At 70.8% G+C, this 22381-nt stretch carries 18 protein-coding genes; 6 read left to right on the top strand and 12 right to left on the bottom strand.

What is annotated here, in order from left to right; genetic code table 11:
- Nucleotides 1-37 precede the first annotated feature (37 nt).
- The 4 genes from opcA to tkt form a co-directional block, all read right to left on the bottom strand.
- The gene (gene opcA, locus ACFVHB_RS18495) at nt 38-1180 is read right to left on the bottom strand and encodes a glucose-6-phosphate dehydrogenase assembly protein OpcA (RefSeq protein ID WP_380322729.1); all 1143 of its coding nucleotides are present in this window, start codon (nt 1178-1180) and stop codon (nt 38-40) included.
- Nucleotides 1177-2733, bottom strand: a complete 1557-nt coding sequence (zwf, locus tag ACFVHB_RS18490) for a glucose-6-phosphate dehydrogenase (RefSeq protein ID WP_380322835.1) — start codon at nt 2731-2733, stop codon at nt 1177-1179. Before zwf ends, opcA begins: the two co-directional genes overlap by 4 nt.
- 61 nt (nt 2734-2794) lie before the next feature.
- Entirely contained in the window at nt 2795-3931 is a 1137-nt protein-coding gene (gene tal, locus ACFVHB_RS18485) for a transaldolase (protein ID WP_380322726.1), read from the bottom strand.
- A 214-nt stretch (nt 3932-4145) separates the two neighbouring features.
- Nucleotides 4146-6245: a transketolase gene (gene tkt / locus ACFVHB_RS18480; RefSeq protein WP_380322723.1), complete on the bottom strand. Its 2100-nt coding sequence runs from the start codon at nt 6243-6245 to the stop codon at nt 4146-4148.
- Between the two features lie 456 nt (nt 6246-6701).
- Here tkt and ACFVHB_RS18475 point away from each other — a divergent pair, with 456 nt between their 5' ends.
- Nucleotides 6702-7643, top strand: a complete 942-nt coding sequence (locus ACFVHB_RS18475) for a heme o synthase (protein WP_380322720.1) — start codon at nt 6702-6704, stop codon at nt 7641-7643.
- A 66-nt stretch (nt 7644-7709) separates the two neighbouring features.
- On the opposite strand, the gene ACFVHB_RS18470 is transcribed toward ACFVHB_RS18475, so the two are convergent.
- Nucleotides 7710-8351 carry a DUF2461 domain-containing protein gene (locus tag ACFVHB_RS18470; protein ID WP_380322717.1) on the bottom strand — a complete coding sequence of 214 codons (642 nt, stop codon included), beginning with the start codon at nt 8349-8351 and terminating at the stop codon, nt 7710-7712.
- Nucleotides 8352-8443: 92 nt separating this feature from the next.
- Here ACFVHB_RS18470 and ACFVHB_RS18465 point away from each other — a divergent pair, with 92 nt between their 5' ends.
- Nucleotides 8444-8782, top strand: coding sequence for a hypothetical protein (locus tag ACFVHB_RS18465; RefSeq protein ID WP_380322714.1), 339 nt, complete (start codon nt 8444-8446; stop codon nt 8780-8782).
- A 64-nt stretch (nt 8783-8846) separates the two neighbouring features.
- Here ACFVHB_RS18465 and ACFVHB_RS18460 read toward each other — a convergent pair whose 3' ends face one another.
- Nucleotides 8847-9842: a heme A synthase gene (locus ACFVHB_RS18460; RefSeq protein WP_380322833.1), complete on the bottom strand. Its 996-nt coding sequence runs from the start codon at nt 9840-9842 to the stop codon at nt 8847-8849.
- A 562-nt stretch (nt 9843-10404) separates the two neighbouring features.
- Here ACFVHB_RS18460 and ACFVHB_RS18455 point away from each other — a divergent pair.
- From ACFVHB_RS18455 to ACFVHB_RS18440, 4 genes are all read left to right on the top strand, one after another.
- Complete coding sequence (locus tag ACFVHB_RS18455) at nt 10405-11112, top strand: LAETG motif-containing sortase-dependent surface protein (protein WP_380322711.1); 708 nt, start codon at nt 10405-10407, stop codon at nt 11110-11112.
- Between the two features lie 322 nt (nt 11113-11434).
- On the top strand, nt 11435-11899 hold the full coding sequence (locus ACFVHB_RS18450; protein ID WP_380322708.1) for a WXG100 family type VII secretion target: 465 nt from the start codon (nt 11435-11437) through the stop codon (nt 11897-11899).
- Nucleotides 11900-11910: 11 nt separating this feature from the next.
- On the top strand, nt 11911-14142 hold the full coding sequence (locus tag ACFVHB_RS18445) for a hypothetical protein (RefSeq protein WP_380322705.1): 2232 nt from the start codon (nt 11911-11913) through the stop codon (nt 14140-14142).
- Nucleotides 14135-14845, top strand: coding sequence for a hypothetical protein (locus tag ACFVHB_RS18440; protein WP_380322702.1), 711 nt, complete (start codon nt 14135-14137; stop codon nt 14843-14845). Before ACFVHB_RS18445 ends, ACFVHB_RS18440 begins: the two co-directional genes overlap by 8 nt.
- 191 nt (nt 14846-15036) lie before the next feature.
- Here the strand turns inward: ACFVHB_RS18440 and ACFVHB_RS18435 are convergent, their stop codons facing one another.
- The 6 genes from ACFVHB_RS18435 to ACFVHB_RS18410 form a co-directional block, all read right to left on the bottom strand.
- Nucleotides 15037-17379, bottom strand: coding sequence for a non-reducing end alpha-L-arabinofuranosidase family hydrolase (locus ACFVHB_RS18435; protein WP_380322830.1), 2343 nt, complete (start codon nt 17377-17379; stop codon nt 15037-15039).
- A gap of 605 nt (nt 17380-17984) precedes the next feature.
- On the bottom strand, nt 17985-18719 hold the full coding sequence (locus ACFVHB_RS18430; RefSeq protein ID WP_380322700.1) for a class I SAM-dependent methyltransferase: 735 nt from the start codon (nt 18717-18719) through the stop codon (nt 17985-17987).
- 37 nt (nt 18720-18756) lie between these two features.
- The gene (locus ACFVHB_RS18425; RefSeq protein ID WP_380322697.1) at nt 18757-19443 is read right to left on the bottom strand and encodes a class I SAM-dependent methyltransferase; all 687 of its coding nucleotides are present in this window, start codon (nt 19441-19443) and stop codon (nt 18757-18759) included.
- A gap of 42 nt (nt 19444-19485) precedes the next feature.
- Nucleotides 19486-20853 (bottom strand): hypothetical protein, encoded by a 1368-nt coding sequence (locus ACFVHB_RS18420; RefSeq protein ID WP_380322694.1) that lies wholly within the window; start codon nt 20851-20853, stop codon nt 19486-19488.
- Between the two features lie 2 nt (nt 20854-20855).
- Nucleotides 20856-21620, bottom strand: coding sequence for a hypothetical protein (locus tag ACFVHB_RS18415; protein ID WP_380322691.1), 765 nt, complete (start codon nt 21618-21620; stop codon nt 20856-20858).
- A 43-nt stretch (nt 21621-21663) separates the two neighbouring features.
- Nucleotides 21664-22248 carry a hypothetical protein gene (locus tag ACFVHB_RS18410; protein ID WP_380322688.1) on the bottom strand — a complete coding sequence of 195 codons (585 nt, stop codon included), beginning with the start codon at nt 22246-22248 and terminating at the stop codon, nt 21664-21666.
- Nucleotides 22249-22381: the final 133 nt, after the last annotated feature.

The raw sequence follows: 22381 nt of genomic DNA, 5'->3' as shown, positions 1-22381 counted from the left end.
GCGGGCCTCAGCGCTGTCCGGAGCTCGCCGCGCCCGCTCATGAGTCCGCCTTCTTGGCCGCACGCTTGGCGCCCGGCTTGGCCGGGGCCCCCTTCGCGGCGGCCTTCTCCGGCGCGGCCTTCTTGGCGACGGTCTCCTTGGCCGTGGTGCTCTTGGCGGCCGGCAGCTTGGCGGTCACCCGGGCCGGGTTGGCCACCGCGGCCTCGACCACGGCCTGGGCCGCGTTCGCGGCCGCCACCGTCTCGGCGTTGACCGGCTCGCGCAGCCGGTCGACCGGGGTGCGGACGGCCGAGGCGTAGATGTCGTCCGGGTCGAGCCGGCGCAGCTCCTCGGCGATCAGCTCGGAGGTCTCGCGGCGCTTGAGCGCCACCTGGCGGTCCGGCGAGCCGGGCATGGAGAGCGTGCCCATCAGGCCGTCCGGGCGGTCCAGGGTGATGTCCCCGTCCTTGGTGCGCAGGTGCACCGCGGTGATGCCCGGGCCGCCGGTGACGACCCGCTCGACCGGCACGTGCAGCCGGTTGTGCAGCCAGAGGCCGAGCAGCTCGACGCTGGGGTTGTACGACTCGCCCTCGACGACCGCGGAGGTGATCGTGGACGGCCGCTGGTCCAGCGCGGCGGCCAGCATGGAGCGCCAGCCGGTGATCCGGGTCCAGGCCAGGTCGGTGTCGCCGGGCGTGTAGCTCTGGGCCCGCTGGGCGAGCTGGCCGACCGGGGACTCGGCGGTGACGGCGTCGGTGATCCGGCGCTGGGCGATGGCGCCCAGCGGATCCTGCGCCGGGTGCAGCGGCGCGTTCTCCGGCCACCAGACCACCACCGGGGCGTCCGGCAGGAGGAGCGGCAGGACGACCGACTGGGCGTGCGCGACGAGCTCGCCGTGCATGCGCAGGATGACCGTCTCGCCGGAGCCGGCGTCGCTCCCGACCAGGATCTCGGCGTCCAGGCGGGTCTCGGCGCGGGCCCGGGGCGAGCGCCCGGCGCGCTTGATGACCGCCAGGGTGCGCGAGGGGTGCTCGCGGGAGGCGTCGTTGGCGGCCTTGAGGGCGTCGTACGCGCTGCCCTCGTCGGTCACGATCACCAGGGTGAGCACCATGCCGGCGGCGGTGGAGCCGCTGGCCCGGCGCGCCTCCATCAGGGCCGCGTTGATCTTGCTCGACGTCGTGTTGGTGAGGTCGATCTTCATGGCCGGCGCCAGCTCCTGCCGTCTCGTGCGAGCATCTCGTCCGCCTCGGCCGGGCCCCAGGTGCCGGCCGGGTACTGGGCGGGCTTGCCGTGGGTGTCCCAGTACTTCTCGATCGGGTCGAGGATCTGCCAGGAGAGCTCGACCTCCTGGTGGCGCGGGAACAGGTTGGCGTCACCGAGCAGCACGTCGAGGATGAGCCGCTCGTACGCCTCCGGGCTGGACTCGGTGAAGGACTCGCCGTAGGCGAAGTCCATCGTGACGTCCCGGACCTCGAAGGACGTGCCCGGCACCTTGGAACCGAACCGCACCGTCACGCCCTCGTCCGGCTGGACCCGGATGACCAGGGCGTTCTGCCCCAGCTCCTCGGTCGCGTAGGAGTCGAACGGCAGGTACGGGGCGCGCTGGAAGACCACCGCGATCTCGGTGACCCGGCGGCCGAGCCGCTTGCCGGTGCGCAGGTAGAACGGCACGCCCGCCCAGCGGCGGTTGTTGATCTCCAGCTTGATGGCCGCGTAGGTGTCGGTCTTGGAGTCCGGGTTGATGCCGTCCTCGTCCAGGTAGCCGACCACCTCCTCGCCGCCCTGCCAGCCGGACGCGTACTGGCCGCGCACGGTGTGCCGGCCGAGGTCGGCCGGGAGCTTGACGGCGCTGAGCACCTTGAGCTTCTCGGCGACCAGCGCCTTGGGGTGGAAGGACGCCGGCTCCTCGATGGCGGTGAGCGCCATCAGCTGCAGCAGGTGGTTCTGGATGACGTCGCGGGCGGAGCCGATGCCGTCGTAGTAGCCGGCCCGGCCGCCGATGCCGATGTCCTCGGCCATGGTGATCTGCACGTGGTCGACGTACGACCGGTTCCAGATCGGCTCGAACATCTGGTTGGCGAACCGCAGCGCCAGGATGTTCTGGACCGTCTCCTTGCCCAGGTAGTGGTCGATCCGGAAGACCTCGTCCCGGGGGAAGACCTCGTGGACGACCTTGTTGAGCTCCTGCGCGCTCTCCAGGTCGTGGCCGAAGGGCTTCTCGATGACGGCACGCCGCCAGGAGCCCTTCGGCGGGTCGGCCAGGCCGTGCTTCTTGAGCTGCTGGACGACCGTGGGGAAGAACTTCGGCGGGACGGACAGGTAGAAGGCGAAGTTGCCGCCGGTGCCCTGCGCCTTGTCGAGCTCCTCGATGGTCTCGCGGAGCTTGTCGAAGGCGTCGTCGTCGTCGAAGGTGCCCTGGATGAAGCGCATGCCCTTGGCGAGCTGCTGCCAGACCTCCTCCCGGAACGGGGTCCGGGCGTGCTCCTTGACCGCGTCGTGGACCTCCTTGGCGAAGTCCTCGTCCTCCCACTCGCGGCGGGCGAAGCCGACGAGCGAGAAGCCCGGCGGCAGGAGGCCGCGGTTGGCCAGGTCGTAGATGGCCGGCATCAGCTTCTTGCGGGACAGGTCGCCGGTGACCCCGAAGATGACCAGACCGGACGGCCCCGCGATGCGCGGGAGCCGTCGGTCTGCGGGGTCACGAAGCGGGTTGACGGGCGCCGGCGGGGGGTTGCCCGCGTCCGATTCGGCCGTCAACTCGGGGAAATCAGTGCTCACTTGATGGGCTCCGCTTTCGTGCGCTGTGTGAGCAGGGGGGTCACTTCTCGTCGGCGTGCGCGGTGAGCGAGGCGGTGACGGTGTCCAGCAGCTCGTTCCAGGACTGCTCGAACTTCTCCACGCCCTCGTCCTCGAGGACCTGCACGACGTCGTCGTAGTCCACGCCCGCGGCGGCGATCGCGTCCATCACGGCCTTGGCGTCCGCGTAGTTGGGGACGATGGTGGCGCCGGTGACCACGCCGTGGTCGGCGGTGGCGTCCAGGGTGGCCTCGGGCATGGTGTTGACGGTGCCCGGGGCGACCAGCTCGGTGACGTACAGGGTGTCCGGCAGGGCCGGGTCCTTGACGCCGGTCGAGGCCCAGAGCGGGCGCTGCGGCTTGGCGCCGGCGGCCTCCAGGGCCTTCCAGCGGGCGCTGCCCTCGGTCTTGCCGTCGACCGTGCCGAAGACCTCCTCGTACGCCTGGTAGGCGAGGCGGGCGTTGGCGAGGGCGGCCTTGGAGCGCAGGTTCTTGGCGTCGCCGCCGATCTTGTCGAGGCGCTTGTCGATCTCGGTGTCCACGCGGGAGACGAAGAAGGAGGCGACCGACTCGATCTGGGAGAGGTCCAGGCCCTTGGCCTTGGCGGACTCCAGACCGGTCAGGTAGGCGTCGATGACGGCCTTGTAGCGCTCCAGCGAGAAGATCAGCGTGACGTTGACGCTGATGCCCTTGCCGATGACCTCGCTGATCGCGGGCAGGCCGGCCTTGGTGGCGGGGATCTTGATGAAGACGTTCGGGCGGTCGACCAGCCACCACAGCTGCTTGGCCTCGGCGACGGTGGGCGCGGTCTGGTGGGCCAGGCGCGGGTCGACCTCGATGGAGACCCGGCCGTCGCGGCCGTTGGACGCGTCGTAGACCGGGCGCAGCACGTCGGCCGCGTCGCGCACGTCCGAGGTGGTGATCATGCGGACGGCCTCGTCGGTGGTGACCTTGCGGACGGCGAGGTCGCGCAGCTGGCCCTCGTACGCGCCGTTGCCGCCGATGGCCTTCTGGAAGATGGTCGGGTTGGTGGTGACGCCCACCACGTGCTTGTTCTGCACCAGCTCGGCCAGGTTGCCGGTGTTCAGCCGCTCGCGGCTGAGGTCGTCCAGCCAGATCGCCACGCCTTCGTCGCTGAGGCGCTTCAGTGCGTCAGTCATGGTGCTTCAGTCCTTTTTCTTCTGTCTTCGTGGGGTCGTCGGAGGGGCCGCGTACTCGCGTGCGGGCGAGTACGCGGCCCGCTATTCCGCACTCGCCGTCGGGCGCTCGTACCGGGTGCCGACGTTCCTCGCTCCGGCGCTCGCTTCGCTCACCCGTCGCTCGTCGCTCGTCGCTCTCGGCATCGGCGCGCCCTTCGGCTCGTGCTCGGTGGGGCTAGCGGTTGACGGCTTCGAGGGAGCGCAGGGCGTTGTGGGCCTCGGCGACGACGCGCTCGGCGGTCAGGCCGAACTCCTCGAACAGCACCTTGTAGTCGGCGGAGGCGCCGAAGTGCTCCAGCGAGACGATCCGGCCGTGGTCGCCGACCAGCTCGCGCCAGCCCTGGGCGATGCCGGCCTCGACCGAGACGCGGGCCTTGACCGACGGCGGCAGCACGCTGTCGCGGTAGGCCTGGTCCTGCTCCTGGAACCACTCGAAGGACGGCAGCGAGACCACGCGGGTCGTGATGCCCTCGGCCTCCAGGACCTCGCGGGCCTTGACGGCCAGCTGGACCTCGGAGCCGGTGCCGAGCAGGATCACCTTCGGGTTGCCGTCGGAGGCCTCGGCCAGGATGTAGCCGCCCTTCGCGGTGCCCTCGGCGGAGCCGTGGACCTCGCGGTCGAAGGTCGGGACGTTCTGGCGGGTGAGCGCCAGGCCGACCGGGCCGGGGTGGGTGGTCTGCCGCTCGATCACGGTGCGCCAGGCGACGGCCGTCTCGTTGGCGTCGGCCGGGCGGACCATGGTCAGGCCCGGGATGGCGCGCAGCGAGGCCAGGTGCTCGACGGGCTGGTGGGTCGGGCCGTCCTCGCCGAGGCCGATCGAGTCGTGCGTCCAGACGTAGGTGACCGGCAGCTTCATCAGCGCGGCCAGGCGGACGGCGGGGCGCATGTAGTCGGCGAAGACCAGGAAGGTGCCGCCGAAGACGCGGGTCTTCCCGTGCAGCGCGATGCCGTTCATGGTCGAGCCCATGGCGTGCTCGCGGATGCCGAAGTGGATCGTCCGGCCGTACGGGCTGGCGGTCTTCAGCGGGTTGCCCTCGGGGAGGAAGGAGCTCTCCTCGTCGATGGTGGTGAGGTTGGACTCCGCGAGGTCGGCCGAGCCGCCCCACAGCTCCGGGATCACCGCGCCGATCGCCTTGAGGGTCTCGCCGGAGGCCTTGCGGGTGGCGACGTCCTTGCCGGCCTCGAAGACCGGGACGGCCTTCTTCCAGCCCTCGGGCAGCTCGCCGGCCTGGATCCGGTCGAACTCGGCGGCGCGGTGCGGGTGGGCGGCGCGCCAGGCCTCGAAGGACTGCTGCCACTGGTCGCGGGCGGCCTTGCCGCGCTTGATGACCAGGCGGGCGTGCTCGATGACCTTGTCGCTGACCTCGAAGGTCTTCTCCGGGTCGAAGCCCAGGACCTTCTTGGTGGCGGCGATCTCGGCGGCGCCGAGCGCGGAGCCGTGGGCCTTGGCGGTGTTCTGGGCGTCCGGGGCCGGCCAGGCGATGATCGTGCGCATAGCGATCATCGACGGGCGGGAGGTCTCGGCCTTGGCGGCGGCCAGCGCGTCGGCCAGGGCGGCCACGTCGATGTCGCCGTTGGACTTCGGGGCGACCCGCTGGACGTGCCAGCCGTACGCCTCGTAGCGCTTGAGGACGTCCTCGGAGAAGGCGGTCTCGGTGTCGCCCTCGATCGAGATGTGGTTGTCGTCGTAGAGGGCGACCAGGTTGCCCAGCTTCTGGTGGCCGGCCAGCGAGGAGGCCTCGGCGGAGATGCCCTCCTCCAGGTCGCCGTCGGAGACGATGGCCCAGATGGTGTGGTCGAAGGGCGACTCGCCGGCCGGGGCGTCCGGGTCGAACAGGCCGCGCTCGAAGCGGGCGGCCATCGCCATGCCCACGGCGTTGGCGATGCCCTGGCCGAGCGGGCCGGTGGTGGTCTCGACGCCCGCGGTGTGGCCGTGCTCGGGGTGGCCGGGGGTGCGGCTGCCGGCGACCCGGAAGGCCTTGAGGTCGTCCAGCTCCAGGCCGTAGCCGGAGAAGTACAGCTGGGTGTACAGGGTCAGGCTGGTGTGCCCGGGGGAGAGGACGAAACGGTCCCGGCCCGCCCAGGACGGGTCGGTGGGGTCGTGGCGCAGGAAGCGCTGGAAGATCAGGTACGCAGCCGGGGCCAGCGACATGGCCGTCCCGGGGTGTCCGTTGCCGACCTTCTGGACCGCGTCCATGGCCAGGACGCGGGCCGTGTCGACAGTCCGCTCGTCCAGTTCGGACCACTCGAATGCATTCGTCGGCGTCGTGCTCACCCTGTCTCAGGGCTCCTTCCGTTGTGAAGAGTGACCCCGTGAAGGGGACCGGGTCGGCCACGTCGCTGGGGCCGGACGCTTGGGTGGTGCCGGTCACGGAGGGTAGATCCCGCTTCTCGAAGCGAGCCTACCGTCCGTGCCGAGGCTCACCCTCCGTGCTGAGACAACCGGGATTTCCGTATGGTGATTCCCACGAGGGTTCGATGGGGGGTTTTGTCTCAGGCTCTCCTGATTTCGTGGCCTCTGCCCCTCCGATGGTCAGGACGAGGGACCGGTGGCGCACGGGGTCAGCTTCGTCGGTTCACCCAGGGGTGTGCGTTCCGCCTCGCCGGGGGACCCCGGAGCGGATGGGGAGATATGGAGCGTCTAAGGTGGCGTGGTACGCGCAGAGCGGACGATTTCGGGACCTTCGTTCCTGTGGCCGCCTGTGAGGATTCATCTTCAGTTGGGGTGTTAGTGACCGCCGTCGAATCCCGTCCCGCCGGGGTCACCGGGGCGACGCCTGCGCACCGGCCGTTCGGGGCCCGTGTCGGCGCTTTCGTCGCACTGACCAAGCCTCGGATCATCGAGCTGCTGCTGATCACCACCGTGCCGGTGATGTTCCTGGCGCAGCGCGGTGTTCCGGACCCGCTGCTGGTGCTGGAGGTGGTCATCGGCGGCTACCTGTCGGCCGGCGGTGCCAACGCCCTCAACATGTACATCGACCGCGACATCGACGCGGTGATGTCGCGCACCGAGCGGCGGCCGCTCGTCACCGGCATGGTCTCGCCGCGCGAGGCGCTGGTCTTCGGCATCACGCTGGCCGTCGGCTCGACGATCTGGCTGGGCGCGCTGGTCAACCCGCTCTCGGCGCTGCTGGCGCTCTCGGCGCTGCTCTTCTACGTGTTCGTGTACACGCTGGGGCTGAAGCGGCGGACGGCGCAGAACATCGTCTGGGGCGGCATCGCCGGCTGCATGCCGGTGTTCGTCGGCTGGGCGGCGGTGACCAACTCGGTGTCCTGGTCGGCGCTGGTGCTCTTCCTGGTGATCTTCTTCTGGACGCCGCCGCACTACTGGCCGCTGTCGATGAAGGTGCGCGAGGACTACGAGCGGGCCGGCGTGCCGATGCTGCCGGTGATCAAGGGCAACCTGGCGGTCGCCAAGCAGATCGTCGCCTACTCCTGGGTCATGGTGGCCGTCTCGATGGCGCTCTGGCCGCTGGCCGACACCAGCTGGCTCTACCCCGTCTCGGCGGCCGTGCTCGGCGGGGCCTGGCTGAAGGAGGCGCACGGGCTGTACGCCCGGGCCAAGGCCGGGGTGGTCGGCGCCAAGCTGAAGGAGATGCGGCTGTTCCACTGGTCGATCACCTACCTGACGCTGCTGTTCGTGGTGATCGCGGTCGACCCGTTCGTGAAGTGACGCGCTCCCGGAAGGGCCCCTGCCGAACCGGCAGGGGCCCTTCGGCGTTCCGGAGCGGCTCCGCCCTCAGCGCGGCGGCAGCTCGGACGGGCCGACGTGGCCGTCCAGCCAGTCCTTGAGCGGCTGGGAGGCCCGCAGGAAGCCGGTGACACGGTCGTACGCCGCCCGGGTGCCGAGCCAGGCCTCCGGCGCCCACTCCTGCCAGGCGATCAGGCCCTTGTGCCGGAGCAGCTCGATCCGCGGGTGGTCCTTGGGGTAGCCGCGCGGGGCGGACTTCAGGCTGTCCCGGCCGACCACCTCCGGGCCGGCCTCGCGGACCCGGGCGACCACCCGCTCCAGCTCGGCGCCGGAGACGTCCTCGGCGACGGCGTCCCGGTAGCGCTCCAGCTGGTCGGGGGCGAGCCGGTAGAACCCGTTGCCGCAGGCCAGGCCGTCGGCGGAGAGCTGGACGTAGCCGCCGGCCTCCAGGTGCGCGCCGATGTGCGTCTTGTACGGGGACTTGTCGGCGCTGAACCGGACGTCGCGGTTCGGGCGGAAGATCTTGCCCGGCCCGAACTCGGGTTCCAGCTCGGCGAGCAGCAGCTCCATCGGCTCCCGCACGGCGTGCTCGTACCGGTCCTTGTGGGACTGCCAGAAGGTCTTCGAGTTGTCGGCCTCAAGGCCCTCGTAGAAGTCGAGGGCCTCGTCCGGCCAGCCTTGGAAGGTCACACGGCCAGTATGTGGGGCGGCGGGGCGGGGTGTGGCCCGGTGCACAGTCCGCTCCCGTCGCCAGCGCCGCTACCGCTGGGTAGCATGCGGTCATGAGCAGCGCAGAGACCGCCACCCCCGCCGCGACGGACGCCCGCGCCGAGCGCCGCGCCAAGCGCATCGCCAAGCACCTCACCAGCTTCGCCAAGCAGCACGGCGGCAGCGCCGACGGTGTCGTCGAGTACGTCGGCGCCGTGGCCACCCGCATCGTGGTGGTCGGCGCGGACGGCACCTGGGGCGACCAGGTGGCCCCGAGCTACGCCGTGGGCCGCCGGGCCGCGGAGCTGGCCGGGGTGACCCTGCACGACGACTTCGAGGGCGAGCTGGGCCTGAAGGTGAGGACCGGCCCGTACGAGTGGAAGCGCATGGCGGGCATCCAGATCGGCGGCTGACGCCGGTCCCGAGCACGCGGAAGGGGCCCCGGTCCGGTGACCGGGGCCCCTTCCGCATGCCGGCTCAGACGGCCGCGGCCTGCGGCTCGCGGGCCTTCGGCTCGCGGGCCTTCGGCGCGGCGGGCGCGCCCTCGTCGGTGCGGACCCGCAGCGCGAGCGGGACGCGCAGCGCGGCGATCCAGGTCAGCGTGGCGAGCAGCATGTGCAGGCCCACCAGCAGCTCGGGGGCGTCCGTGAAGTACTGGACGAAGCCCAGCACGCCCTGGAGCAGCAGCACCACGAGCAGGTCGCGGGCCCGGGCGCGGGCGGCCGGCGGGGCCTTCACCGCGGCGAACACGAAGATCACCGCGATGGCCAGGCCGACCGAGACGAAGGCCAGGTCGGCGTGCGCCTGGGCGAGCCGGTCGTAGTCCAGCGGGATGCGCGGGACGATCTTGTTGTCCCTCGGCGTGCCGGGGTGGTGGCCGGCGCCGGTGACCAGCGTGCCGGCCGCGACCAGCAGGCCGATCACGGTGACCACCACGTACGAGAGCCGGTGGATCGGCCGGGCCACCGCGAGCCTCGGCGGGCCGTCGCCCTCCTTCGCGCGCTCCCACATCAGCAGCGCGACCCAGACCAGGCCCATCGCGGCGATCAGGTGCAGCGCGACCGTGTACGGGTTGAGGCCGGTCAGCACGGTGATGCCGCCGAGCACGGCGTTGCTCATCACCAGCCAGAACTGCGCCCAGCCGAGCTTGGTCAGGCCGCGCCGCCACGGCCGGTGGCAGCGGGCGGCCAGGATCGCCCAGCCGACCGCGGCGCTCAGCACGTAGGTGAGCATCCGGTTGGTGAACTCGACGACGCCGTAGTAGCCCATCTCGGGCGTCGGGATCAGGCTGTCCGGGGTACAGCGGGGCCAGGTGGAACAGCCGAGGCCGGAGGCGGTGAGCCGGACGGCGCCGCCGGTGACGACGATCACCACGCTCATCACCAGCGCGGCGAACGCGGCGCGCCTGACCACGGCGGCGGACGGCTGCCAGCGCTCGGCGAGCAGGGAGAAGGGGGTACGCACGGGGTCAATCGTAGGCGGCCTTACAGCCGATCTTGGGGCGGGGCGGGCGCGCGCCGCCTCGGCACCGACGGGGCCCCGTCCGCCTCCGCCTCCGCCTCGGCGGCCGTGCCGGGCGCCCCGGCGAGCCCCTCGGCCACGGCCACCGGGGGCGGCGACCTCGCGCACACCGGCTCCGGTCCGGTCGTCCCGCTGGCGATCGGCGGGGCAGGGTGATCGCCGCCGGTGGCGCGATCGTGGTGGCGGCGCGCCGCCGGGCGGGCAAGCGGGCCCGAGCGCCCCGCGGGTGACCGTTCCGATGCCCCCGGTGGTCGGGTTCGACCGCCGGGGGCGTCACTTTTTGGCCGGTGTGACGGAAACAGATCAAGTGTGCCGAACCGGTGTCCTCCGAGGTCACAGGTGTGATGGGCTGGTCATGCACATCCGGGGCCGGACGGACAGGCGAAATCCGGCCGTGCGACGGGGTGTGGGGAGAGGCGGGAGTGCCGGTAGAGTCCCCCGGACACTCGTAGCGGGCCACCGCCAGACCACTCAACACGCCTGCTGCACAGGACCGTTCGGAGGGGACAACGAAATGGCGCGACAGCAGCGGCAGCTCGGCATCAGGAGTGCGGCACTGGCCGGGACGGCGGCGGCCGCCGTCCTGCTGCCGATGGCACTGGCCACCAGTGCCTCGGCGCACACGCCGAGCTGGCAGGTGAGCTGCGACAAGATCCAGATCGACCTGACCAACTACAGCGACAAGGCGGGCGTCAAGAACGTCGTCAGCCTGACCGTCGACGGCGAGAAGGTGCTGGACCAGAAGGAGTTCGGCAGGGAGTTCCACGGGACGTACCCGGTCAAGGACCACAACAAGCCGGTCAGCGCGACCTTCGTGGTCACCACCACCGAGGACCCGAAGAACCACGACTGGAACAAGACCGAGACCAAGACGATCGAGGTCTGCCACACCCCGACGCCGACCCCGACGCCGACGCCCACCAAGACCCCCACCCCCACGCCGACGGCCACTCCGACGGTGACGCCGACCCCGACCCCGACCCCGACCACGACGCCGACCGGGACGGCCTCGCCCACCGCGACCGCCAGCCCGACGGCGACCACCACTCCGGCCAAGACGCCCACCCCGGCGCCGAGCACCGCGACCCCGGGCCCGGCGCTCGCCGCGACCGGTAGCAGCGACTCCACCCCGCTCATCGCCGCGGTCGGCGGCGGCGTGGTGCTCCTCGGCGGCGCGCTCGTCCTGGTCGCCCGCAAGCGCCGTGGCGGCAACCAGGGCTGACGCTCGGTCAGGCCAGTCGGCGGCCCCTCGCTCGCACCGTCGAGCGAGGGGCCGCCGTCTTCCCGCCCGGCGGCGCGCCGTCGCGCGCGTCGGCGGCGGGTGCCCCCCGGCGAGCCGACCGCCGGTCCGGGCCGCACCCGGCGGACGTGATCCTCAAGGTTCGCTCAACTCCACCACGGCGGACGGGAATCCCGTGCAAGGGTTCGTCCGGCAGCAGAAGCTGCGCACAGTCGGGGGCGCGGCCGTCTCTCCTCCAGATCGGAGGGCGGGCCGCGGGTTGGACGGGCCGTCCCTTCGGCGGCCACTTCACGGGGGTTCCACAATGGTCGATCTCGACTTCGAGCGGCGGATGAATCCGTGGCTCTTCGACAGTTCCGGAAATCTGACGGAGGCGGCGAAGAAGCAGTTCCCGGACCTCGCGACCGTCGCGTCGGGCGCGCCCGCACCGTCGTGGACGCCCGCCACGCCGGGCACGCCGGGGCCGGCGGGGCCGACGCTGACGGTCAGTCCGGACGCCCTGCGCAAGGCCGCGAACAACGCGGCCACCTTGCAGACGAAGTTCACCCAGGCATGCCGGAAGCCCTTCGAGCGCCTGCACGAAGCGACGGAGGACCTGCCGCGCGGTTGGGCGCTGGTGGGCGCGCTGTGGACCGCGGACGAGGTCTGGATGGCGCAGGTCAACGCGCTCGACGCGGCACTCGGGAGGGTGTCGGAGTTCCTGGGCACCAACGCCGACTCCTACGCGCGCGCCGAGCAGTCGAACGCACAGAACTTCGGGAAGGGCTGAGGCGACTCGTCATGGTGGACTTCAGGGAACTGCGGTACGCGCCGCTCTCCGGCATCGACCGGGTGGCCGGCGCCTTCGAATCGCTCGTCCGGAGTTGGGAGTTCTCCTCCGAACTGACCGGTGACGTGATCAACCCCCTCCAGGGCTCGGGCTGGCGGGGCATCGCGGCCGAGCAGGCCGCCGGCGGCATCCAGAAGGTGCGGACCGAGATCGACGCGGCCTTCGACGAGGCCAGTGCCATCGCCCTCGCCCTGCGCGACGCGCACACCGAACTCGCCGGGGCCCAGGCCGACTTGAAGGCGGCCATCCAGTCGGCCGCCGACCAGGGGCTGACGGTGGACGACACCGGCGGCGTCCACTGGCCGCCGGCGACCAACCCGGCGGACAAGAAGGACGCGGACTACGCCGACAGCTACCGGCAGAAGGCGACCGGCGTCGCCGACGCGATCGCCAGGGCGGTGGCCCGGGCCACCGCGGCCGATGCCGCCGCGGCCGCCGCCCTCGCGGCGGACACCGGCGCCAACCGCACGTCCTTCAACGCGAAGCCGCTCGGCGGGCAGCCCGAGGAGGAGGCCAAGAAGGCGGCCGACCTGCTGCGGCTCGGGGACAGGGCGACGGAGGCGCAGGTCCTCGAACTCAACCAGCTGGTCAGGAGCCACGCCGGGGACCCCCGCTTCGCCACCGCGTTCTACTCCTCCACCGGACCGGACGGCTTCCTCAGCTCCTACGGCGCGTTGAGCGAGTTCGGCGGCTACTACGGCAGCGACGCGACCAAGAAGGCGCTCCTCGAACTGCAGGGCAACCTCGGCCGCACCCTCGCCACGGCGACGGACGGCACCAAGGTGCCCCACCTGGGCGACGCCTGGCAGGCCGGGCTGCGCAAGGCCGGCGCGGCGCAGTACCAGCTGCTGCCGGACCGGCTCCAGGGCGGCAACCCGTACGGCTACCAGATCCTCTCCAACATCCTGCGGACCGGCACGTACGACCCGCACTTCCTCAACCCGGTCGTCGAGCACGTCACCCAGCTCAGCGCGCAGAACCCGGGCCGGTGGGAGGACGCCGTCAGCAAGGCCAACCCGATCGGCCAGGTGTTCTTCCTCGGCAGGGACGGCTCCGGCATCAACCCGATGTCGGGCGCGCTGGAGGCCCTCGGCCACAACCCGGCGGCGGCGACGAAGTACTTCCACGACCAGGCCACCGTCTACGACGAGGACGGCACGGTCAAGGCCACCGGCCAGCCCAACACCTACCTGAAGCAGCTGACCGGCACCGGCTTCGACTCCCTCCTCCAGGACTACCAGCCCGACCACTTCAGTCCGCACGGCAAGGCCGCGCCGATGGAGGCCGGCGCGCTCGGCCACGCCCTGGAGGCCGCCACGACCGGCCGGGCGTACGACGCGACCGACGCGCCGCTGCCGCCGCACACCCCGGAGATGGCGGCCGTGATGGCGCAGGTGGTGGACCGCTTCGGGAACGGCGACGGTCCCGGGCTGCTCGCCAAGTCCGGGCTCTTCGCGGGCACGAACGGCAGCCTCGGCCACATGACCGCGGTGTACATGGGCGACGTCCAGGCCGCGCTCAACCCGGGCGACAACACCCTCCCGACGCACGGCGCCCGGGCCGCGCTCAACCAGGAGAACACCGAGAAGCTGCTCGGCGCGCTCGGGCGCAACCCCGACGCCTACGGCGCGATCGCGCAGGCGCAGCAGGCCTACACCACGGCGCACATCCAGGACGTGATGCAGCACCGCGACCAGTACAAGGACCTGTTCGGTGACGCCGTCCGCAACGCCGCCCGCCCCGGCGGCGAGGTGGCCGGCATCCTCACGGCCGCGCGGACGGACGAGGTCTACGTCAGGGCCCAGGCCGAGGCGACCGCGTACAACGACGCGATCGACCAGAACGGGGTCTGGGCGAAGACCGTCTGGGCGATCACCGGCGGCAAGGCCCTCGGCAACATCCCCGGGGTCGGCCCGGGGCTGTCGTACCCGGTGAACGGCTTCATCGACAGCATCGCCGACGCGTACCACATCGAGGCGCATCCGAGCGACGACGCGACGGTGGCCTACGACACGGGGAAGAACTCCGCGGCGGCGGCGGCCCAGGCCGCGGTGGTGAAGGCCGGGCGGGCCGCCGGGCTCGAAGAGCCGTACCTCAACACGCTGGCCCTCTCGGCCGCCAACGAGACCAAGAACGGGCTCGGCGACGGTGCCACGTTGTTCGGCAGGGCCATCCATGGCTGACGCGCCGGCGTCGCACCCGGCCGGTGGAGCCGGGCGCGGGGCGGCCCGGTACCGCCGGCACCGGGTGCTGCTCGCCGCCGTGTCGGCCGCCGTCGTCGCGGCGGCCGGCGGCGGGCTGTGGTGGTGGTCCGCGCGCGATCCGCTGACCCTGCCCGCGACCGCCTGCTGGTCGCTGCTCGACCGGAACGACCTGCGGCCGTTGACGGACCGGGCGAGCGGGACGTTCGGCGTGCGGTACGCGGAAGGCCCCGACGGCGGCAGCGGCGGGGCCGGCCTCCGCGCGGGCGGGCACGACCAGACGTGCCTGGTGCAGCGGGATCACTCCGTGCTGCTGGACCTGAAGGTGGGCCCGCTGACCGACCTCTCGTACCACGTGGACTACGGGCCGGGCGCCGTTCCCGTGACCGAGCCGGTGCCGCGGAGGCTGGACCTCGGTCAGGACGTCCAGGGGTGGATGTGGCCGGACGGTACGGTTCACCTGGCCTTCCGGTGCGAGAACCCGGTGGCGGACGGCCGGAGCCTCCCGTACGCGGAGGTCCGCGTGTGGGGGGACTCCCGGCTCACCGATCCGACGCTGCCCTCGATGCACCGGGCCCGGCTGGACATCGCGTTGAAGGCCGCCAGGGCGGCCGTCACGGCGTACCCGTGCCACAACCCCGTCGCCTTCCCGGCCGCGGAGGCCGCCGACCGAGCCGCTCACTGAGGCAGCCGCGGGACCCGCGCGAGTCTCGCCGCAGCCCGACACCGCGAAACCGGAGGAACCCCAGCCGACGCACGGCTGGGGTTCCTCGACGCGGTGGGTGTCGGTCAGCGGGTGGGGTCACCCCGGCCGTGAACCGCTCGTCCACGTGCCGGCAGAGCGCACCCGATCGCGATCAACTTCGATCGGCCGGATCAGCGCTGCAGGGTGAGGACACCCGGGCGCCAGGGGAGCTGGTCGTAGGGGCCGGTGGCGGTGGGGGACTTGCCCTGGTAGAGGAACTGGAGGTGGCAGGGGTCGATGGTCATGGTCTGGTCGGGGTTGTCGCGGACCAGGTCGCCGTGGCTGATGTCGTTGGTCCAGTCGGCGCCGCTGTTGGCCTTGCCGGCGAAGGGGTTGTTCTCGCTGGCGGCCTGCGGGGTCCAGGAGCCGTTGAGGCTGGTGGCGGTGAACGAGCGGAAGTAGCGTCCGTTCGCGCCCATCGCCTCGACGATCATGAGGTACTGGTTCCGGTCCTTGACCTTGTAGACCTGCGGGGCCTCGAAGAGGTTCGCGGTCGTGTCGGTCATGACGGTGGTGTAGGAGGAGCCGAAGCTGCTCGGGAAGTTCCCGATCGGCATGCTGGCGCGGTAGATGCTGCCGTTGTCACCGGCGAAGAACAGGTACATGTTCTGGTCGTCGGCGATCAGGGTCTGGTCGATCGGGCCGGTGCTGGACTTGGGGAGGCTGCCGGTGAACAGCGGCTGCGGCGCGGACCAGCCGTTGGGGTTGGTCGGGTCGGTCGAGGTGCGGTAGACGAACGGCGACTGACCCCACTGGTACGCCAGCACCCAGATCTTCTTGGGCGCGAAGTAGAACAGCGTGGGCGCCACCGCGGCCTGGCTCATGCCGCTCTGCCCGGCCGACGCCATGTCGGACCAGTTGGTGAACGGGCTGAACATCATCGAGCCGTACGACGACCCCGACACGTTCGACGCGTAGACCAGGTGCTTGCCGTTGTACACGACGTCCGTGAAGTCCTTCACCGCGAGCCAGCCGTTGGCCGGCTGCGCCAGCGCGCCGGTGGAGGACCACCGGTACGTCGAGGGAAGGGCACACGTGCCGCCCGGGGCGGGCGTGGTCGGGGTCGGCGCCGGGGTGGACGACCCGGTCGACCGGAGCGTCCAGTGCTGGTTGGCGGCGCCCCATGAGTCCCAGATCTGGACGGCGGTGCCGTTGGCGGTCTGGTTGCCGGGCGTCTCCAGGGCCTTGCCGGTGGCGACGTTGGTGAGGGTGTAGGAGCCGTCGCTGTTGCGGGCGGCCTTCCAGTGCTGGTTGGCGCCGCCGTTGTTGTCCCAGACCAGCACCTTCGTGCCGTTGGCGGCCTGGCCGGCCGGATCGTCCAGGACCCGGCCGCTGGCGACGTTGGTGAAGGTGTAGGAGCCGTCGCCGTTCCTGGTGGCCCGCCACTGCTGGTTGGTGGCGCCGCTGGCGTCCCAGACCTGGAGCCGGGTGCCGTTGCCGTTCTGTCCGGCGGGCTCGTCGAGGACGCGCCCGGCGGCGCCCATCGCGGAGAGCGTGTAGACGGTGCCGGAGTTGATGGCGCCGTCCGGATTGCTGCCGCCGGCGCCGCCGAAGGTGGTGAGGACGGCGTTGTAGGCGGGCTTCTTGTTGCCGTTGCCGTCGAACAGCAGCGGGTTCTCGCCGCCGCGCCAGGAGTCGCTGTCGCGGATGCCCCACAGGGTGATACCGGTGCAGCGGGCGACGTTGAGGCAGGCCTGGACGGCGCTGGTGTAGGCGGTGGTGGACGCCTGGGCGATGTCGAGCTCGGTGAGCTGGACGTCGACGCCGAGCGCGGCGAAGTTGGACAGCGTGGTCTGGAAGCTGGCCGGGGGGCCGCCGGCACCGAAGTGGCTCTGGAAGCCGACGCAGTCGATGGGCACACCGCGGGCCTTGAAGTCCTTGACCATGCTGTAGACGCCCTGGGTCTTGGCGTCCGTCCAGTTCTCGATGTTGTAGTCGTTGTAGCAGAGCTTGGCCGAGGAGTCGGCGCCGCGGGCGGTGCGGAAGGCCTCCTCGATGAAGCCGTTGCCCAGCACGTTCTGGAACACCGAGCTGCGGTGCTGGCCGCTGCCGCCGTCGGCGAACGCCTCGTTGACCACGTCCCAGGCGTAGATCTTGCCCTTGTAGTGGCTCATCTCCTGGGTGATGTGGTTGTTCATCACGCTGCGCAGGGTGGTGGCGTCGTTGATCGACGAGACCCAGTTGGGCAGCTGGGAGTGCCAGACCAGGGTGTGGCCGCGCATCTTCTGGCCGTGCGCGGCGGCGTGGTTGACGATCCCGTCGGCGGGGCCGAAGTTGAACGAGCCGCGGGACGGCTCGGTGCTGTCCCACTTCATCTCGTTCTCCGGGGTGATCGTGTTGAACTCCCGGTCGAGAATGCCCGAGTAGGTCGAGTCGCCGAGCCTGCCCGAGGCCACTGCCGTACCGAAGTAGCGCCCGGTGCGAGCGGCCGCGTCGGCGGCCACGGTCGGGGCGTCGGTCGAGTTGGTGGCCATGGCGACCAGCGGTACGGCGGCACCCGCCGCCGCGAGGGCCGCCGAGATGGCGATCACGCGGCGGGTCGCCGGGCGGCGGCGATGAGAGCTTTTCTGATCTGGCAAGGGCTTGTCCCTCTGACACAGTGGGCCTTCGTCTCGGCCTCGGTTACCTGCCAGTTGCCGCCGCACGCCCGAAGGTTGCCGCGACCGGGGAAGAATATTTCTCGTCGAGCCGACCTGCTCGGGGCCGAGATCATCACCGACCCGGCCGTGGTCGTCGAGCACGCCCGGTGGTTGGACGCGGCGTTCCACCATGGGCACCCGCCTAGCGGTGTTCAGCGGCGAACCGTTCCAGCGTGGGGAAGGTGCCAGTGTCGATCGCGCCGGACAACTCGTACTGATCAATCCCATCGCGAAGAGGGCTGGTCGGTACTGCCACTTGACGTGCTTGTCGTTCCGTGCGGGGTCCATGGGCCGCGTGAGGGCGAGGAAGAAGAAGCACTTGACGAGCAGGAAGTCGCCCAGGTGCTCGCTCACCCGCTGCCCGGTCAGGGATGTGGTGGTCTCGTCGAGGGCGGCGGTGTGGGCGGCGGCTCGTTGGTGGACGACATCACTCCCGTGGGCTATTTCGTGGCGATCACGTAGACGCTGGCCCACTGGCGCTTCGGGCTGGCCATGGTCGGGTCGAAGGTCCACGGCTCGACGGTCCTGAAGCCCGCCTCGTTGAAGAGCTGGGCGAGCTTCTCGTGGTCGTACGCCCAGTAGTGGGGGTTGTAGGTCGGGTCATCGTCCTGGTCGCGGAAGACGTAGTTGATGAGGTCGAGATAGGTGTTGATGTCACCTCGGCACTGCCGCTTGGCGTACCACCGGTCGATCATCTCGGCAGTCCGGTCCGGCGGTGCCGGGTACTGGTTCAGGACGAAGGCCGCGTCGGGGACGCCGGTGATGAGCTGTCCGCCGGAGGCGAGGACGCGGTGGGCCTCGCGGGCATAGGACTTGGCAGAGCGCGGGTAGTCGATGTGCTCCAGGAAATGCTCCGAGAAGATCGTCTCGGCGCTGGCATCGGCGAGCGGGATGCCCTCGCGCACGTCCCACACGAGGTCTGCCGGCAGGACGATGTCGATGTTGAAGAAGCCGTCGATGCGGTGGCCGCCGCCGCCGATCTGGACCTTGTCGGGGCCGGGCTTGAGGACGCCATCGGGCAAGGCGGCGACGCTGGCCCGGTGGTGGCGGTGCAGTTCGACTTCCTTGACCGCAGCCCGGAGGGTGCGGGCGAGGCCGTGCGTGGTCGTGGGCGAGTCGAGGGCCTGGTCGAGTTGGGCGAGGAGGGCGGTTATCTGCCGGTCGTGCGGAGTCATCGGGGGGCTCGCTTCCTGGGTCGCCTGGGCTGTTGGTTCAGATGGTTCGGGAGCTGAGCTCGTCGATCGTCCACAGGCCCAGCCCGTTGCCGGGGTGGTGCCGGCCGCCGTCGGTGAAGTCGGTGTCGAAGTGCTCGACGGGCTCGGGCAGGTGGAACGGGGCCGCTTGGAGGTTGAGCGGGCGCCAGTGGGTGTCCGAGGTGTCGCGGTTCTCGGCCACACCGACGTACGTGGTGGCGAGCAGGTACGTCGAGCCGCTGGTGGCCACACGGTCGAGGAACGCGAGTACCTCGTGGTGGGTGAGGTGCACGAGGCAGTCCCGTGCGATGACGAGGTCCGCTGCCGGGATGTCGTCCCTGCTCAGGTCGGCCTGCCGGAAGGAGATGCGCTCGCTGCCGTGCCGTTCCTGGTTGAGCTGGACGAGGTCGGGGACGACGTCGAGGCCGACGTAGCCGTCCAGCTGGTCGAACCCGTCGACCTGGCGGATCCAGTTGACGTCACCGCATCCGGCGTCCGTGACGGTGCGGATCGGGTAGCGCGCGAGCACCGAGGCGAGGGCTGCCCGGACGGCCTCGGTCTGACGGATCTCGGAGCCGGGACCGGAGACCGACTCGGGAGATCCCCAGTGGTTGGTGCGGTAGATCTCGGTGAAGAGGGTCTCTGCAGGCTGGGTGGGTGCCGGCCAGGCAGCGGTGGACGGGGCGGCGGGGCCGTGGGTGGGCATGCGTCTCCTCTGCGATCGTCGTCGAGGGGCGTGGGGCAGCGGTCAGCGGCTGCTGTTGCGCATGAGCGTGTACTTGATGTCGACCAGGCGCGGCGCGATGCTCAGCGCCAGCTGCTCGGTCGGATGGAGGTGCCCGGCGTCGTCCGGCTCGGCACGCCAGACGCGGTAGTCCAGGTTCGGGTAGGCGGGGTTGATGCCGATCTCGCCCTTGGGCATCGTGCCGTTGAACGGCGCGACGATGTCCATGTGGTTCCAGTAGTTCCAGGCTTGCAGGGCCTTGTGCTGGTCGAAGTAGAAGTAGAAGTCGGGGTAGCGGCCGAAGCTGCGGAGTTCGCGGTGGATGAGGTGGCCGAGCAGTGGGCCGAGCTGGGTGGCGAGGCTGTCGAACTCCCATCGCGTGCGGTGCCAGGCTTCCGGTACCTGGCCGCTGGTGAAGAACCGGGCGGCGACGAGGTAGCTGATCCGCTGGACCAAGTAGGTGCGAGCGTGGTCAGCGTCGATGGTCGGGTCCACCCGTTGGAGAAGCGTCGCCAGCTCCTGCAGGCGGGGGCGGAATCTGGCGAGGTTGAACTTGCCGGCCATGTCCGGGAAGGAGGCGAACAGCATCTCCTTGTAGAGCCAGTTGTTGAACTCCCCGAGGTCGGACAGCTGTCGGGTTCGTTCGGAAGTGGAGTGGAGCATCAGGTGCTCGGCGAGGGCCTCGAAGTAGAGGTAGCCGAGGATGGGCAGCCGGGGGATGGCTGCATCCAGCAGCTGGAAGAAGCCCTCCGTGGCCACGGTCGAGCCCTGGTAGACGATGCTGGCGGCCAGGGCCAGGAACGCGGCCGAGTTCTTGATCCGGCCGACGACGGTCTCGCGCAGGTGGTGTCGCTCGGTCTTGCTGAGCAGGTACTCCAGGTCGGTGTAGATCTGCAGGTGGATCGAGCCCAGCCGCAGGTAGTCCACGCCCGCCAATCCGCGGTACGCCTGGGGCGGCGCGGTGATCTCGAAGATCAGCGGTGTGGGTGCGCGTCCGCTCAGGCCGACCTTGGCGAGGGAGGCTGGGGCCTCCTTCGTGAGGACGTAGGCGGCCAGGTTGTGCATGCGGAAGCCGTGCTCGGTCGCTGTGAGCGGTGCGCAGTAGATGCTGCCCACGAGGCATCCGCCGGAGGGGTAGAGCACCCCCTCCTCGCTGATCTCTTCCAGGGCGTGGGTGACGTGGAGCAGGTGCAGCTTGCCGTCGCTGTTGAGGCTGTCGAAGAGCGCGTTCTTGCGGAGCAAGCTGCCGTTCGGCGTCTCGTCGGTCAGGCGCTTGTGCCAGGCGGCCGTCTGGGCTGCCAGCGGGTCGGCCTGCCCGGCGTGGGGCAGCAGCGCGGAGTCGAAGAAGGCATGCGCGTCGGCCCACAGGTCGTAGGCGTCGCGGAGGCTCACGGCTATACCAGCCCCTTCTCGGCGAGCGCGTACAGGACGGCTTCGGCGCTGCTGGCTCCGGCGAGGTGCGCGGTCTCGGAGACGGCGACGAGGTCGAAGGCCACGGCGCGGAGCTGGTCGAAGGCCGGCTCACGAACGTGCCGCGCGTCGGGCCACCAGCTGAGCTTCGGCAGGCGGTAACGGTCGAGCGCGTCTGCCGCCTTGACCAAGTCGCAGATGAGCCCGGCGCGGTGGTAGTCGGCCTGGTCGTCCAAGCAGAAGGCGCCGTACGGCACGTCGTGCAGGCGGATGGCGGTTGCTGCCTGGATGATCCGCCGGGGCGTTGCCGCCAAGCCGAAGTGGGTCCAGACGGTGTCGGCGTTGGCGGCCAGCCAGACGGCGGCACGAGCACCGTGGCCACGGTCGTCCTGGTCGTGCAGGCGCTGGCAGTCGTGGACGGCTGCTGACAGGACGACCGTGGCGGTCTCGGTGTCGTCCAGCTCGTGGATCTCAGCGAGCAGAGCGGCCAGTGCGGCGGTCCGCATGCTGTGCCTGAGACCGTGGAGCGAGTCGTGGAGGCGAGGCTCCGCCAGCCACGTTGCTGGAAGAGCGGACCGGCTCAGGAGGTGCTTCGAGGCCGGCCGCAGGGGCGGCGGCCAGGCCGCGCCGAGGCCGGGCCGGTTGGCCTTGATCCACTCAACGGTTGCCGGGTCCATGTACTGGTGGTACGGCAGCTGCCTTCGGGCAGCCAGGTCGACCAGACTCGTGGTCGTCGGGGTCGTGCTCATCTGTGCCCACCCCCTTCTGGTGGTCTACCGCGGTGACGTGCTCCTACCGGATCGGCGCGGCCTGTGCCTCGCGGGCCTTGCGCTCCTGCTCGGCGGCCTCGAAGGCGGCGGCGAAGTCGGCCAGCTCCTGCTCGCTCATCAGCGTCACGCCGAGCTCGGCGGCGACATCGACGATCTGGGCGGACGCCTCGTCGCGGGCGGCGTCCGAGGCACCGTCGTCGAGCAGCACCTCGAACTCGGCGTGGTAGCCCCATGCCTCGCTCCACTTGAGGGCGATCTCCACACCCTGGAAGCGGAAGTTGTGGCGGAAGTTGGACGCCTCGTGCATCGCGGACTCGAAGCCGAGCGCGTTGAACACCTTCACGGCCGCCGGGACGTCCTCGCGTGCGATGGCAAACTCGGTCTCGGGGAAGGCGGCACCCTGTCCGATCTTGCTGCCCTTGAGCGTGATCTTGGCGGTGCCGGCGGCGGTGTTGTCCGTGACCTTGAGTAGCTGCTCGGGCAGCACATAGAAGTAGATGTGCTTGGCGTCGTCGCCCAGGTCCTCGCCGTCGCGCCTCAGACGGTCCATGAGCCGTTCGTGGGTCTCCTTGTCGAAGCGGGCGCGCATCTCGATCTCGACAGCCACGGTCGTGTCTCCTCGTTTCAGGCATGGCGAATCCAGCCGAACCAGGACAGGTGGGCCCCTAGCTGGTCCGGATGGGGTGGTATGGAGTTGGTGGTTGGTGCCGGGTGGTGCGGCCGACCGTTACTTCGTCGGC

Source organism: Kitasatospora sp. NPDC127111, from assembly GCF_042677465.1.
GTDB lineage: Bacteria > Actinomycetota > Actinomycetes > Streptomycetales > Streptomycetaceae > Kitasatospora.
This window is presented reverse-complemented; position numbering and strand designations above follow the sequence as displayed.